Below are 13,655 nucleotides of genomic sequence, written 5' to 3' on the forward strand. Positions count from 1 at the left end.
ATGCCCAAAAAAGCCATCAAATATTGCCTTGCTTTATACAAAATATAGCAAGCGGTATACGCGCCACAAAACATATACGGTATAACGTCGATTTTTCGTACATATTCCGACTGAAAGACTGGAGGTGAGTTTTCAAAATGCCTGTTATTTATGTTGCAAAAAAATCTACCCACGCACGAAGAATCACATTCGTTTCAGAACAGATAGTTGAAAAACAGCATGATCCTTGATTATTTCTACGGGCAAGCCGGAGAGCTGTTTTCGTTCTACCGCATTCCGAAAGCTCTGTTTCAGGAGTCACGGTTCCAGAGCCTGTCAACCGATGCCAAAACACTGTACGGTATTCTGCTGGATCGCATGAGCCTGTCCGTGAAAAATGGCTGGCTGGACGAGCAGAACCGGGTGTTCATCCTCTTCACGATTGAGGATGTCAAGAGGGCACTGTGTTGCGCAGACAACAAAGCGACCAAGCTGCTCCGGGAACTTGAAAAATTTGGTTTGATTGAACGAAAACGCAGAGGTCTGGGAAAGCCAAGTTTGGTGTATGTGAAGAACTTTTCAGCAGAATCGTCAAAATCAATATTCCAGAATCGTGATTTTCACGATTCTGGAGGCTTCAAAACCACAAGTCAAGACCCTGCAAAATCACGATGTAATAAGACTAAAGAGAATTATACTGAAATGAGTGAGACTAATCCTTCCTATTCTGAAGAATCGGATGGGATGAGCAAACGCACCCAACTGGAAGAATATTTTTCACAGTCTTTGGAGGTAGACCTTCTGCTCCGGCTCTGCCCGGACGATGAGGATACCATCTATCAAATCGTGGATTTGCTGGTGGACACCTGCGCCACCAACCGCAAGACGCTGCGCATTGCCGGGGACGATAAGCCCGCCGAGGTAGTACGCAGCCGGTTTATGAAGCTGAACGCCGACCATATCCGCTTTGTGCTGAAGTGCCTTGCAGAGAACAGCAGCCCAATCCGCAACATGAAACAATATCTGCTCGCTTCTCTGTATAACGCACCCACCACGATGCAGCTTTCCTATCAAAACCAAACCAACCACGACTTAGCGAATCGGAGATGATGAAAATTTCAAAGAAAGCAACCACGATTGCCATCGTCAACCAGAAAGGAGGTACTGGCAAGACCACAACCTGTGAAAATCTGGGCATCGGGCTGGCGATGGAGGGCAAAAAGGTCCTGTTGGTGGACGCTGACCCACAGGGGTCACTTACCATTAGCATGGGCTGGCAGCAACCCGATGAACTGCCCACGACCCTTTCCACCCTGATGGCAAAAACCATGAACGACCAGAGCATTCTGCCCGGTGAAGGCATCCTGCACCATACGGAGGGCGTTGACCTGATTCCGGCGAACATCGAACTGGCAGGGCTGGAAGTGTCTCTTGTCAACACCATGAACCGGGAAAAGATGCTGAAACAGGTGCTGGAAGGTGCGAAGCATGAATACGATTTTATTCTGTTGGATTGCACCCCTTCCCTTGGAATGCTGACCGTCAATGCCTTGGCAGCGGCGGACACCACCCTGATTCCGGTGCAGGCGCAGTACCTGTCTGCAAAGGGTCTGGAACAGCTTTTGCAGACGGTACAGAAAGTCCGGCGGCAGATAAACCCGAAGCTAAAAATCGAGGGTATCCTGCTCACCATGACCGACAGCCGCACCAACTACGGACAGCAAATCGATAATCTGATTCGGGGTGCCTACGGTAGCAAGATCAAGGTGTTCGACCAGACCATTCCCCGGTCTGTCCGTGCTGCGGAAATCAGTGCTGTGGGCAAGAGCATCTTCCAGCATGACCCCAAAGGCAAGGTGGCAGAAGCCTACCGCTCTCTGACGAAGGAGGTGATGGCGAATGCCGAAAGGCAGCTTAAGCGTGTCGTTGAAAGAGGCAGATGACATTTTCTCCACGGAAGAATCCCGGCAGGAACAGCAGCGAGAGCAGGTGCAGCAAATTCCTATCGGTGAACTGTTCCCCTTCAAAAACCACCCCTTTAAAGTCTTGGACGATGAATCCATGCAGCGCACGGTGGAAAGTGTGGAACAATACGGTGTGCTTTCTCCGCTGATTGCCCGCCCACGCCCGGAAGGTGGCTACGAGATCATCTCCGGGCACCGCCGTCAGCACGCTGCACAGCTTGCCGGGCTGGATGCGCTGCCTGTTATCGTCCGTCAGATGGATGATGATGCCGCTGTTTTGCTCATGGTAGACAGCAATCTTCAACGCGAAACCATCTTGCCAAGCGAGAGGGCTTTCGCTTACAAGATGAAGCTGGAAGCCATGAAGCATCAGGCAGGACGACCTACGCAAGATAATTATTCCCAAGTTGGGAATAATTTCGGTGCACTATCTAGTGAGGAGATGGCTGAAGAACTCGGAACTAGTAAGAATCAAATTTTCCGCTATATCCGTTTGACCAACCTTGTCCCGGAACTGCTGGACATGGTGGACGAAAAGAAAATTGCTTTTAATCCCGCTGTGGAACTGTCCTATCTGGACGAAAGCCAACAGCGGGATTTTTTAGAAGCGATGAACGACACCCAAAATGCGCCATCCCTTTCCCAAGCGCAGCGGCTTAAAAAGCTGGCGCAGGAGGGGCACTTCTCGTATGATGTTGCCTTTGCCGTCATGGGCGAAGAAAAAAAGGACGAACTGGACAAAGTGGTCATCAAAAACGACACCCTGCGGAAATACTTTCCACGCAGCTACACCCCGAAACAGATGGAGGACACCATCATCAAGCTGCTGGAACAGTGGCAGCGCAAACTGCAACGGCAGAATGAACGCTGACAAATACCGTAACGAAAGACCCGATGGGGTCTTTTTCTTTTTCAAACAAAAGGAGAAAAGCCTATGAAAAACAACGCTACCCGTACCATCCGCTCCGAAGAGATCACCATTGATGTGCGTATCTGCGCTGCACTGGCGGCAAACCGGGGCAGCGGTGAGGTCTATCTCGCAGCCATTGCCCCGGATATGGAGTTGACCATCATCACACTGGATGAGGCTCCCGGTATCCTGCCCTGCTTTGAGGAGGACGATGCCTGCCTGAACATCCCTGACACCTCGCTGCTGCTCTGCTATAATCCGGCGCAGGTGCTGAAGATGGGCGGCAAGCACTACCTGACCGGCCCGGTGATTCTGGTTCGTACCAACATGGACGGCAGGGTCATCTCTCTGACCATTGATGAGGTCTACCTGTTCCAGAAGTATCTGGCAAGCCACAGCATCACCTTGATGGCAGATGACCAGAAGCTGCCCTGCATCTGCATGGAGTGAGGTGTGCCATGCTGAACTTTTTTATCGGTATCGCATTTTTTGAAGCTGGTGCCTTTTTCGGCTTCTTTGTGGCAGCTCTGATGCAGGCGGCACGAAGCGGCGAAATCGGGCTGAACGGAAAGGAGGATTCGCATGGAAGAGAACACCTTGTCGGTGCTGAAAATTGCGCCGGGGCAGTATCCGCAGCTGGTCGAGATCGATAACGATCTGAAGGCTTTGCAGCAGGTGGTGGGCGGCTCCATCGGCGCAAGCTACCCTTTTGAAGATCCGGTTGCCATCGTCTATAACGATGACGGCAAGCTTATGGGTCTGCCGCTGAACCGTGCCCTGTGGGACGAGGACGGGCTGATGTACGATGTTATTGCCGGAACCTTTCTGGTGGTGGGGCTGGGAGAGGAGGACTTTGTATCGCTCTCCCCGGAGTTGGCGCAGAAGTATGAAGAAGAATTCCATCAACCCGAAGCTTTTCTCCCTCTGGGGCGTCGCCTGATGGTCATTCCGGTGCCGGACGAATCGGTTCAGAATGACGCAGAAAAGGCTGTGAGCAAGCCCCCGGCAGAGCATGACCGCTAAGACGATTTTCTGCACAGGAGGTGGTAACGATGCAGGAAGAAATCGAGCATAAGACGGTCAACCTTGCCATCTCGACCACAAAACTGTCTGCCCGCACCCTGCTGCGTGGGATGCAGTTTCTGCTGCGGCAGTACGATAAGCACGCTGCGCAGGGCAAGCAGTCCATGAAGCGACTGGTACGGCAGAACCGTGGCGTGACCAATGTGGAGATCCAGAAAACAGGCATCAAGGATTTTGACCGCTATGCTAAGCGGTATCACATCGACTACTCCATCCAGAAAGACCTATCCTGCAAGCCGCCCCGGTATCTGGTCTACTTCAAGGCACAGGACACGGATGCCTTGAACGCAGCTTTCAAGGAATATTCGGCATCGGTGCTGGATAAAACCAAGCGTCCTTCCGTGCTGGCAAAGCTGCATGATCTGGCGCAGTCCGTTGCAAATCTGCCGGACAAAGTGCGGCACAAGCAGGAGGAGCGTGGCCTATGAGCAAAAAGAAGCTTTCCAAGCTGCTGGCGCTCTATCTGCCCTATGTGGTGATTGGGCTTGTAGCTACCAATCTGGGCGAGGCATGGCGGCTGGCTGCGGGTAAGGAACTTGGCGACAAAATCGTATCGCTGATGGATACGCTCCCGGTTGCATTTTCAAATCCGCTGCCCAGCCTGCATCCACTGGATCTGCTGGTGGGTTTATGCTGCGGTGCCGCGATGCGGCTGGCGGTGTATCTGAAAGGTAAAAACGCCAAGAAGTACCGTCACGGCATGGAGTACGGCTCCGCCCGGTGGGGCACTCCGAAGGACATTGAGCCGTTCATGGCACCAAAGTTCGCCGACAACATCATCCTAACCAAAACGGAACGGCTGATGATGAGCAACCGCCCACCGAACCCCAAGAATGCCCGGAATAAAAACGTGCTGGTGGTGGGCGGCTCCGGCAGCGGTAAGACAAGGTTCTTTATCAAGCCGAATCTGCTGCAATGTGATTCCAAGAATTTTCCGGTATCATTCGTAGTTACAGATCCGAAAGGTAGTATCGGCGTGGAATGTGGAGAAGCCCTGTTAAAGCACGGCTACAAGCTAAAATTCTTCAACACCATCAACTTTTCCAAGAGTATGCGCTATAACCCCATGGCGTACATCCACAGTGAAAAGGATGTTCTGAAACTCGTGACCGCACTGATGACCAACACCAAAGGTGAAGGTCAGGGCGGCGACCCATTCTGGGACAAAGCGGAACGGCTTCTGCTCGTTTCGCTGATCGCATACCTCCACTACGAAGCCCCTGTCGAGGAGCAAAACTTCGCAACATTGCTGGAAATGCTAAACACTATGCAGGTGTCTGAGGACGATGAAACTTATCAGAATCCGGTAGACCTGTTGTTTGAGGATCTGGGCAAGAAGAAGCCAAAATCCTTTGCCGTGCGGCAGTACAAACTTTACAAGCTAGCTGCCGGCAAAACGGCAAAATCCATCCTTATTTCCTGTGGCGCAAGGCTGGCTCCATTTGACATTGCGGAGTTGCGTGACCTTATGGCCTACGATGAAATGGAACTGGATTTGCTGGGGGATCGCCGCACGGCCTTGTTCGTTATCATCTCCGACACGGACGATACGTTCAATTTCGTGGTGTCCATCATGTACACCCAGCTTTTCAATCTGCTTTGTGACCGTGCAGACGATCAATGCGGAGGTCAGCTGAAGTATCATGTGCGGCTGCTGCTCGATGAGTTTGCGAACATCGGGCTGATCCCGAAGTTTGACAAACTGATCGCCACCATCCGCAGCCGCGAGATTTCGGCATCCATCATCCTGCAGTCGCAGAGCCAGCTGAAAACCATCTACAAGGATGCCGCAGAAACCATTATCGGAAACTGCGACACCATGCTGTTCCTCGGCGGCAAGGAAAGCTCGACACTCAAAGAAATTTCCGAAACGCTGGGGAAAGAAACAATCGACCTATATAACACTTCTGACACACGCGGCCAAAGCCCATCATTTGGTACAACCTACCAAAAAACTGGCAAGGAACTTATGAGCCGGGACGAACTTTCTGTCATGGATGGCAGCAAGTGTATCCTGCAGCTGCGCGGTGTCCGGCCATTCCTGAGCGACAAATTCGACATTACCAAGCATAAGCGGTACAAAGAACTGTCGGACTTTGATAAGAAGAACGCTTTCGATGTGGAACGCTACCTGAAGCATGAATTGCAACTGCGGATGGATGAAGAATTTGATTGCTATGAGGTGGATTTAACTCCAGCAACCGAAAAAGAAGCAACCGCATAGAAAAGGAGGCCATTATCCGAAACAAGTATGCTCGTCCACCTGTCCGGGCAGACCCCGTGGCAGGTGACTTGTCCGACTGATCTCTACATTTTTGCGATTCCAAAAGGCTGATTTTTATGAAAATGAAAGGAGAAGCCAGAATTGCAGGAAGCAGGCAGCACCGAAGATGTGCCAGCCTGTTTTTCTTTTGGAATCGTGTTTTTTATCAATGCTGCAATCTGGCGAAAGTACATATATGGAATTCTTCAATCAGGCTATTACCGTTCTCCAGACTCTCGTTGTTGCCATCGGCGCGGGCCTTGGTGTTTGGGGCGTTGTGAACCTCATGGAAGGATATGGTAACGACAACCCTGGCGCAAATGCTCATGTACGGTAAGGAAGCAAGCAACCGAAAACAAGAGATAGACCGCCAGCACTACACTATTCCGAACCAAAGACCAAAAGATAAGCATTGTGGGAAAATCTAAACTTTTGGATTTTCCTACAATGCCAACTACGGCGGAATCCCTCCCACTCCTTATATCTTTCTGTATACATTGAATTTGTATTTAGTAAAATGCAGACAACACCACGGATCGGCTTTTGGTTGGACAATTCCAACCAAACACCACAGCAGACAGCAGAAAACATTCTGAACGCTAGGAAGCCGGTATGATTGTTACATATAAGGGGAAGAAAAATTTCTTTTAGGTACTTGCTTTCCTAAAACTGATGTGATACAATGATTTAATCCAGAAAAGGAGTAAAAAATATGCGGCAAGGTATTCTTAAATAAAACTATAATCAAATAGTGGGAACAAAGGATTATGATAGCTCCTTTTGTAGGGGCTTAGTTTTTTGTACCCAATTTAAGAATACTTTTGCCTTATCAATTTTGACATATCCCCAAAAACAGCAATCACAAACAGGTGTATGCTGTATATGTGTATGTCCGCAACTTATAATCCCCAGTGGTAAAAGTATTTTACTGCTGGGGATTTTTATGCCCTTTGGGGCTGTAAAGGGAGGACAATCACATGAAAATAATCAATATTGGAATTCTTGCCCATGTAGACGCTGGAAAGACGACCTTGACGGAGAGCCTGCTATATGCCAGCGGAGCCATTTCAGAACCGGGGAGCGTCGAAAAAGGGACAACGAGGACGGACACCATGTTTTTGGAGCGGCAGCGTGGGATTACCATTCAAGCGGCAGTCACTTCCTTCCAGTGGCACAGATGTAAAGTTAACATTGTGGATACGCCCGGCCACATGGATTTTTTGGCGGAGGTGTACCGCTCTTTGGCTGTTTTAGATGGGGCCATCTTGGTGATCTCCGCTAAAGATGGCGTGCAGGCCCAGACCCGTATTCTGTTCCATGCCCTGCGGAAAATGAACATTCCCACCGTTATCTTTATCAACAAGATCGACCAGGCTGGCGTTGATTTGCAGAGCGTGGTTCAGTCTGTTCGGGATAAGCTCTCCGCCGATATTATCATCAAGCAGACGGTGTCGCTGTCCCCGGAAATAGTCCTGGAGGAAAATACCGACATAGAAGCATGGGATGCGGTCATCGAAAATAACGATGAATTATTGGAAAAGTATATCGCAGGAGAACCAATCAGCCGGGAAAAACTTGCGCGGGAGGAACAGCAGCGGGTTCAAGACGCCTCCCTGTTCCCAGTCTATCATGGCAGCGCCAAAAATGGCCTTGGCATTCAACCGTTGATGGATGCGGTGACAGGGCTGTTCCAACCGATTGGGGAACAGGGGGGCGCCGCCCTATGCGGCAGCGTTTTCAAGGTTGAGTACACCGATTGCGGCCAGCGGCGTGTCTATCTACGGTTATACAGCGGAACGCTGCGCCTGCGGGATACGGTGGCCCTGGCCGGGAGAGAAAAGCTGAAAATCACAGAGATGCGTATTCCATCCAAAGGGGAAATTGTTCGGACAGACACCGCTTATCAGGGTGAAATTGTTCTCCTTCCCAGCGACAGCGTGAGGTTAAACGATGTATTAGGGGACCAAACCCGGCTCCCTCGTAAAAGGTGGCGCGAGGACCCCCTCCCCATGCTGCGGACGACGATTGCGCCGAAAACGGCAGCGCAAAGAGAACGGCTGCTGGACGCTCTTACGCAACTTGCGGATACTGACCCGCTTTTGCGTTGCGAAGTGGATTCCATCACCCATGAGATCATTCTTTCTTTTTTGGGCCGGGTGCAGTTGGAGGTTGTTTCCGCTTTGCTGTCGGAAAAATACAAGCTTGAAACAGTGGTAAAGGAACCCTCCGTCATTTATATGGAGCGGCCGCTCAAAGCAGCCAGCCACACCATCCATATCGAGGTGCCGCCCAACCCGTTTTGGGCATCCATAGGACTGTCTGTTACACCACTCTCGCTTGGCTCCGGTGTACAATACGAGAGCCGGGTTTCGCTGGGATACTTGAACCAGAGTTTTCAAAACGCTGTCAGGGATGGTATCCGTTACGGGCTGGAGCAGGGCTTGTTCGGCTGGAACGTAACGGACTGTAAGATTTGCTTTGAATACGGGCTTTATTACAGTCCGGTCAGCACGCCGGCGGACTTCCGCTCATTGGCCCCGATTGTATTGGAACAGGCATTGAAGGAATCGGGGACGCAGCTGCTGGAACCTTATCTCTCCTTCATCCTCTATGCGCCCCAGGAATACCTTTCCAGGGCTTATCATGATGCACCGAAATACTGTGCCACCATCGAAACGGCCCAGGTAAAAAAGGATGAAGTTGTCTTTACTGGCGAGATTCCCGCCCGCTGTATACAGGCATACCGTACTGATCTGGCCTTTTACACCAACGGGCGGAGCGTATGCCTTACAGAGCTGAAAGGATATCAGGCCGCTGTCGGTCAGCCGGTCATCCAGCCCCGCCGTCCAAACAGCCGCCTGGACAAGGTGCGCCATATGTTTCAGAAGGTAATGTAAAGATACATAATCGTCAAGACGGCAACAATCAGAAGTTATGGAGGGTAACAATGGAATATAGTAAGGAAGATTTAATGGAAGCAAAAAAGCAAATTTGGGGAGTGGGAGAGAACATGGGAACAGAGGAAAGTAAAAAAATCTGGGAGGAGAACGCACAATTTTGGGATAATGCAATGGGTGACGAATCTAATGAATTTCACAGAGAGGTAGTGCGTCCCAAAGTAACGGAACTTCTATCTCCTAATCCTGCGGATTACATTTTGGATATTGCGTGTGGCAATGGAAATTATTCTTCGTATCTTGCACAAAGAGGCGCTTCGGTTGTCGCTTTTGATTACAGCAAAAAAATGATAGAATTGGCTAAAAGACGGCAATCACAATATGCAAAACAAATTGAATTTTGTGTGGCGGATGCGACCGATAGAAAAAGTATATTAGAATTAAAAAGAAATCGAGCCTTTACGAAAGCAGTTTCTAATATGGCAATTATGGATATTACGGATATTGAACCACTTCTTATGGCTGTTTATGAACTGTTGCAGGAAAGCGGAATTTTTGTCTTTGCAACGCAACACCCTTGTTTTGTCACGTTGACTGAAAAATATATGACACCGCACAGTTACTATGATATAGCGATTGAAGGGCAACCGAAAGAGCAGATTTATTATCATCGTTCCATACAAGATATTTTTAACCTTTGTTTTAGAGCTGGATTTGTCATTGATGGATTTTATGAAGAATGTTTTAAAACCAACAAAGAAATTCCTATGGTAATGATAGTAAGGCTTAAGAAGGTAAAACGTGATAGCTTAAAATAAATTCAAGTTTGTCGGGTAAATAGCAAACCCAGCCGAGCCAGTCAACGGTCAAGATGAACGGCGCATATGCGCAGCCGTTGACAGCCCCGCCCGCCTTTGCTGGTAGGCAATCAAGGGGCGACAGCAAGAAGTGCCACCGCCCCGCACTATTATTCAGAAAGGGGAATTTCCATGACCGACCAGATAGCCTATCAAGAATATATCCAGCGCAGGTACAACGCCTTTTGCAAGACTGTTATCCGCTGTGCCGCCTTGGACAAGATTTTGAAGCTTAAACGGCAATGGGAACGGCAAGTTTCCCTTGACTATCTGATGAACGAGAAGTTTGTCCAGTTTGCCGCGTCGGAGCCGGACGAGGAATACCCATTTACCGTCTGCGGTCAGACCGTCCTGCTCTGCAACGCCGCCCTTGCCGACGCGATCTCTGTTTTGCCGGAGCAGACGCGGGAAGAAATCCTGCGCTATTACTTTCTGCGCCAGCCGCAGCGCGTGATCGGCGCGTGTATTGGCCGGTCACGCAGCACAGCGGGGCGGCATATCCAGCTTGCCTTGCAGCGGCTACGCGAAGAAATGGGGGTGAGCCGGTATGAGTAGACTTCTCCCCTATGAAACAATCCTCAAAGCCCGTGAGGGCGACCCAGAAGCCGTGAACGCTGTCCTGCTCCACTACGCCGGATATATCCGCTATTTCTCAAAAGTGAACGGGCAGGTCAACGCCGAGGTGGAGGACTATGTAAAGCAGCGGTTAATTGACTGTCAATTCAAGTTCCGGCTTGACGAACCACCGGACAAGTCATAAAAACTGAATACCAGCCGCCACCGACGCGGCCAGCGAAAGCAGTAAGTCTTGAAAAAGATTTACTGCTTTTTTTGTTGTCCGGCTCCGCTCCCGGCCATTTTGCCCCCTGCCGGTTGTAGTAGTAAGCGAGGAGGGAATTTTTCTGCCCTGGTGTTTGGCATTTGGAGCATTTACCCGTAGTAGAGGGCAAAGAGAAAGGATTTCTCCAACACCGGGTAGAAACCACTGCGTCCGGTGTCATTTTAGCGAAAGCGGGCAGGAATGCCCTTTACAGGATTAGTAGTAGCAGAAAAAGAGAAACAAACTTTTGTGGTTGCAGTTTTCCAAAAAAGTGGCGGACGGAAGTGAGAGAAAGTTTGCAGTCACGGAGAGCAAGTTTCTACCACGGTGCCAAAATCCGCAATTCTGCGGTTTTGCCCCTCGCGGGAAACTTGTTGGGGAGTGCCTTCCCCAAACCCTGCTATGGCGGCTTGCGCCGCAAAAATATTTCCGTCCGGCAGGCCGTTTTTTTGCGAGAACTGCCCCGGAAATACCTAACAGACCAGCCTATTTTTTGTGATAAGTGAAAGGAGGTTTACAGCCCATGCCGAAGCGATACAACACACCTCACCGCAGCCGCGTTGTGAAAACCCGGCTGTCCGAAGATGAATACGCCGACTTCACAGCGCGGCTTGCGCCCTATGGTATCAGCCAGTCCGAATTTCTCCGGCAGGCGATACGGCGCACCACCATACGCCCCATTATCCATGTGTCGGCGGTCAATGATGAACTGCTTTCCGCTGTCGGGAAGCTGGCCGCCGAGTACGGCAGGATTGGCGGCAACCTCAATCAGATTGCCCGGTATCTGAACGAGTACGGCGCCCCCTACAATGCGCTGTCCGGCGAGGTACGCGCCGCCATAGCCGACCTTGCCGCCCTCAAGTATGAAGTTCTCAAGAAAGTAGGTGACGCAGTTGGCAACACTCAAGCATATCAACTCTAAAAACGCCGACTACGGAGCTGCCGAACAATACCTGCTTTTTGAGCATGACGAGTTTACCATGAAGCCCGTCCTTGATGAAACCGGCAGGCTTATCCCCCGCGAGGACTACCGGCTGTCCACGCTGAACTGCGGCGGCGAGGATTTTGCCGTTGCCTGTATGCGGGCAAATCTCCGCTATGAGAAAAACCAGCGGCGGGAAGATGTGAAAAGCCACCACTATATCATCAGCTTTGACCCACGGGACGGCCCGGACAACGGCTTGACCGTAGACCGGGCGCAGGCATTGGGCGAGAAGTTTTGCGCTGAGCATTTCCCCGGCCACCAGGCCCTTGTATGCACCCACCCGGACGGCCATAACCACAGCGGCAATATCCATGTGCATATCGTTATCAATTCGCTGCGGATAGAGGAAGTCCCGTTCCTGCCCTACATGGACAGGCCAGCCGACACGAAAGCCGGTTGCAAGCACCGCTGTACTGACGCGGCCTTGCGCTACTTCAAATCCGAAGTTATGGAGATGTGCCACCGGGAGGGGCTTTACCAAATCGACCTCTTGAACGGCAGCAAGAACCGCGTCACAGACCGGGAGTATTGGGCGCAGAAAAAGGGACAGGCCGCGCTGGACAAGCAGAACGCCCCCATGATTGCAGGCGGTATCACGCCCCGGCAGACCAAGTTTGAAACGAACAAGGAGAAGCTGCGGCAGACCATACGCGCCGCGCTGTCTGCGGCAACCTCATTCGAGGACTTTTCCTCTCTGCTGCTGCGGGAGGGCGTGGCCGTCAAGGAGAGCCGGGGGCGGCTATCCTATCTCACGCCGGACAGGACAAAGCCCATTACTGCCCGCAAGCTGGGTGACGATTTTGACCGCGCCGCTGTCCTTGCCGTTTTGGAGCAGAACGCCCAGAGGGGCGTAACAGTTCATTCCGTCCCCCAGCCGCAGACCCATGCCGCCGGAGCCGCAGAAAAGACCGAAGCCCTGTCTATCAAAGACCAACTACGGGCAGACAGAGCCGCCAAGACCGCCCCGAAAGAGGACGGTGTGCAGCGGCTTGTGGACATTGAGCAGAAAATGGCCGAGGGCAAAGGCCGGGGCTATGAACGCTGGGCGGCCATGCACAACCTCAAACAGATGGCCGCGACGCTGAATGTGTATCAGGAATACGGCTTCACTTCCCCGGAGCAGTTGGAAGCCGCCGTTGATACCGCCTATCAGGAAATGCGCCAGACCAGCGGCGAACTGAAAACGCTGGAAACCAAGCTGCAAGGGAAAAAGGAGTTGCAGCGGCAGGTGCTGGCCTATGCCAAGACCAAACCCGCCCGCGACGGGCTGAAAGCGCAGAAATCCGAGAAAGCCCGCGCCGCATACCGGCAGGCGCATGAGAGCGACTTTATCATAGCCGACGCAGCCGCCCGGTACTTCCGGGAGCATGGCATTACCAAGCTGCCCGCCCGGAAAGCGTTGCAGGACGAGATTGAGCAGCTTGTTTCCAAGAAATCCGGCCTGTATAACACCTACCACGAACAGAAGCAGCGGTATGCGGAGTTGCAGACCGTCAAGCGGAACATCGACCAGATTTTGCGCCGGAGCGAGCCGCGCCGCAGAAAGGAGCAGAGCCATGAGAGATAAATTTACAAGGAGCGAACTGGAAATGGTTTACCAGTACGCCGCCCCCACCAAAGAGGAAACCCTTGCGGGGCTGAAAGAGATTGTCCCCGTTATCCGGGATGCGCAGACAAGGGCGGTTGTCCAAAGCACCATAAACCGGCTGGAACAGATACCGGAGCCGCAGTGCAGCAAGTTTATCGCTGATACAAAAGCGCGTTTTCTGGAAGAACGGGACAGGTCAATCCGCCGCCGGATAGCTGCGGCAAAGGAGCAGGCGGTCAGAGCAAATCAGCCGCGCCGGAAAGAAGCCACACGGAAAAATCCGGGGCTTGACCGCTGAAAGGCGGTGAA

General features: G+C 51.6%; 15 protein-coding genes and 1 pseudogene. All 16 read left to right on the top strand.

The genetic code is table 11. The features are described from left to right. Positions 1 to 219 precede the first annotated feature (219 nt). The 16 genes and pseudogenes from C4N24_RS12030 to C4N24_RS12125 all read left to right on the top strand — a co-directional run bounded on the left by C4N24_RS12030 (position 220) and on the right by C4N24_RS12125 (position 13,644). On the top strand, positions 220 to 1,089 hold the full coding sequence (locus C4N24_RS12030; protein WP_112091613.1) for a DUF6017 domain-containing protein: 870 nt from the start codon (positions 220 to 222) through the stop codon (positions 1,087 to 1,089). Then, positions 1,089 to 1,922: a ParA family protein gene (locus C4N24_RS12035; RefSeq protein WP_181573089.1), complete on the top strand. Its 834-nt coding sequence runs from the start codon at positions 1,089 to 1,091 to the stop codon at positions 1,920 to 1,922. Before C4N24_RS12030 ends, C4N24_RS12035 begins: the two co-directional genes overlap by 1 nt. Next, entirely contained in the window at positions 1,879 to 2,814 is a 936-nt protein-coding gene (locus C4N24_RS12040; protein ID WP_112091615.1) for a ParB/RepB/Spo0J family partition protein, read from the top strand. The genes C4N24_RS12035 and C4N24_RS12040 overlap by 44 nt, the downstream gene beginning before the upstream one ends. Before the next feature lie 63 nt (positions 2,815 to 2,877). After that, positions 2,878 to 3,303 carry a hypothetical protein gene (locus tag C4N24_RS12045; RefSeq protein WP_112091616.1) on the top strand — a complete coding sequence of 142 codons (426 nt, stop codon included), beginning with the start codon at positions 2,878 to 2,880 and terminating at the stop codon, positions 3,301 to 3,303. Between the two features lie 8 nt (positions 3,304 to 3,311). After that, positions 3,312 to 3,506, top strand: a complete 195-nt coding sequence (locus C4N24_RS12050) for a hypothetical protein (RefSeq protein ID WP_112091617.1) — start codon at positions 3,312 to 3,314, stop codon at positions 3,504 to 3,506. Further along, positions 3,430 to 3,876, top strand: a complete 447-nt coding sequence (locus tag C4N24_RS12055; RefSeq protein WP_112091618.1) for a DUF3846 domain-containing protein — start codon at positions 3,430 to 3,432, stop codon at positions 3,874 to 3,876. Before C4N24_RS12050 ends, C4N24_RS12055 begins: the two co-directional genes overlap by 77 nt. 29 nt (positions 3,877 to 3,905) lie before the next feature. Next, the gene (locus C4N24_RS12060; RefSeq protein ID WP_112091619.1) at positions 3,906 to 4,364 is read left to right on the top strand and encodes a PcfB family protein; all 459 of its coding nucleotides are present in this window, start codon (positions 3,906 to 3,908) and stop codon (positions 4,362 to 4,364) included. Beyond that, the gene (locus C4N24_RS12065) at positions 4,361 to 6,160 is read left to right on the top strand and encodes a VirD4-like conjugal transfer protein, CD1115 family (RefSeq protein ID WP_112091620.1); all 1,800 of its coding nucleotides are present in this window, start codon (positions 4,361 to 4,363) and stop codon (positions 6,158 to 6,160) included. The genes C4N24_RS12060 and C4N24_RS12065 overlap by 4 nt, the downstream gene beginning before the upstream one ends. Positions 6,161 to 6,395: 235 nt before the next feature. Continuing rightward, positions 6,396 to 6,524, top strand: a pseudogene (locus C4N24_RS12070) (Maff2 family mobile element protein); the annotation flags it as partial. Positions 6,525 to 7,176: 652 nt separating this feature from the next. Further along, positions 7,177 to 9,096, top strand: a complete 1,920-nt coding sequence (tet(W), locus tag C4N24_RS12080; RefSeq protein ID WP_112091621.1) for a tetracycline resistance ribosomal protection protein Tet(W) — start codon at positions 7,177 to 7,179, stop codon at positions 9,094 to 9,096. 50 nt (positions 9,097 to 9,146) lie between these two features. Next, a complete protein-coding gene (locus C4N24_RS12085; RefSeq protein WP_002586626.1) occupies positions 9,147 to 9,914 on the top strand; it encodes a class I SAM-dependent methyltransferase in 768 nt (255 codons plus the stop codon). A gap of 171 nt (positions 9,915 to 10,085) precedes the next feature. Beyond that, positions 10,086 to 10,508 (top strand): sigma-70 family RNA polymerase sigma factor, encoded by a 423-nt coding sequence (locus C4N24_RS12095; protein WP_002586616.1) that lies wholly within the window; start codon positions 10,086 to 10,088, stop codon positions 10,506 to 10,508. Beyond that, positions 10,501 to 10,713 carry a helix-turn-helix domain-containing protein gene (locus tag C4N24_RS12100; protein ID WP_002586615.1) on the top strand — a complete coding sequence of 71 codons (213 nt, stop codon included), beginning with the start codon at positions 10,501 to 10,503 and terminating at the stop codon, positions 10,711 to 10,713. The genes C4N24_RS12095 and C4N24_RS12100 overlap by 8 nt, the downstream gene beginning before the upstream one ends. A gap of 583 nt (positions 10,714 to 11,296) precedes the next feature. After that, positions 11,297 to 11,695, top strand: coding sequence for a plasmid mobilization protein (locus tag C4N24_RS12115; RefSeq protein ID WP_087284239.1), 399 nt, complete (start codon positions 11,297 to 11,299; stop codon positions 11,693 to 11,695). Beyond that, entirely contained in the window at positions 11,667 to 13,325 is a 1,659-nt protein-coding gene (locus C4N24_RS12120; RefSeq protein ID WP_112091622.1) for a relaxase/mobilization nuclease domain-containing protein, read from the top strand. The genes C4N24_RS12115 and C4N24_RS12120 overlap by 29 nt, the downstream gene beginning before the upstream one ends. After that, positions 13,315 to 13,644, top strand: coding sequence for a transposon-transfer assisting family protein (locus C4N24_RS12125; protein ID WP_112091623.1), 330 nt, complete (start codon positions 13,315 to 13,317; stop codon positions 13,642 to 13,644). Before C4N24_RS12120 ends, C4N24_RS12125 begins: the two co-directional genes overlap by 11 nt. The last annotated feature ends 11 nt before the right edge of the window (positions 13,645 to 13,655 follow it).

It is taken from the genome of Faecalibacterium prausnitzii (assembly GCF_003287405.1).
Lineage (GTDB): Bacteria > Bacillota > Clostridia > Oscillospirales > Ruminococcaceae > Faecalibacterium > Faecalibacterium intestinale.

Bases quoted from the DNA above. Each gene is read 5' to 3' on its own strand.
- C4N24_RS12030 (WP_112091613.1), top strand. From the start codon at position 220: ATGATCCTTGATTATTTCTACGGGCAAGCCGGAGAGCTGTTTTCGTTC.
- C4N24_RS12035 (WP_181573089.1), top strand. From the start codon at position 1,089: ATGAAAATTTCAAAGAAAGCAACCACGATTGCCATCGTCAACCAGAAA.
- C4N24_RS12040 (WP_112091615.1), top strand. From the start codon at position 1,879: ATGCCGAAAGGCAGCTTAAGCGTGTCGTTGAAAGAGGCAGATGACATT.
- C4N24_RS12045 (WP_112091616.1), top strand. From the start codon at position 2,878: ATGAAAAACAACGCTACCCGTACCATCCGCTCCGAAGAGATCACCATT.
- C4N24_RS12050 (WP_112091617.1), top strand. From the start codon at position 3,312: ATGCTGAACTTTTTTATCGGTATCGCATTTTTTGAAGCTGGTGCCTTT.
- C4N24_RS12060 (WP_112091619.1), top strand. From the start codon at position 3,906: ATGCAGGAAGAAATCGAGCATAAGACGGTCAACCTTGCCATCTCGACC.
- C4N24_RS12065 (WP_112091620.1), top strand. From the start codon at position 4,361: ATGAGCAAAAAGAAGCTTTCCAAGCTGCTGGCGCTCTATCTGCCCTAT.
- C4N24_RS12085 (WP_002586626.1), top strand. From the start codon at position 9,147: ATGGAATATAGTAAGGAAGATTTAATGGAAGCAAAAAAGCAAATTTGG.
- C4N24_RS12095 (WP_002586616.1), top strand. From the start codon at position 10,086: ATGACCGACCAGATAGCCTATCAAGAATATATCCAGCGCAGGTACAAC.
- C4N24_RS12100 (WP_002586615.1), top strand. From the start codon at position 10,501: ATGAGTAGACTTCTCCCCTATGAAACAATCCTCAAAGCCCGTGAGGGC.
- C4N24_RS12115 (WP_087284239.1), top strand. From the start codon at position 11,297: ATGCCGAAGCGATACAACACACCTCACCGCAGCCGCGTTGTGAAAACC.
- C4N24_RS12125 (WP_112091623.1), top strand. From the start codon at position 13,315: ATGAGAGATAAATTTACAAGGAGCGAACTGGAAATGGTTTACCAGTAC.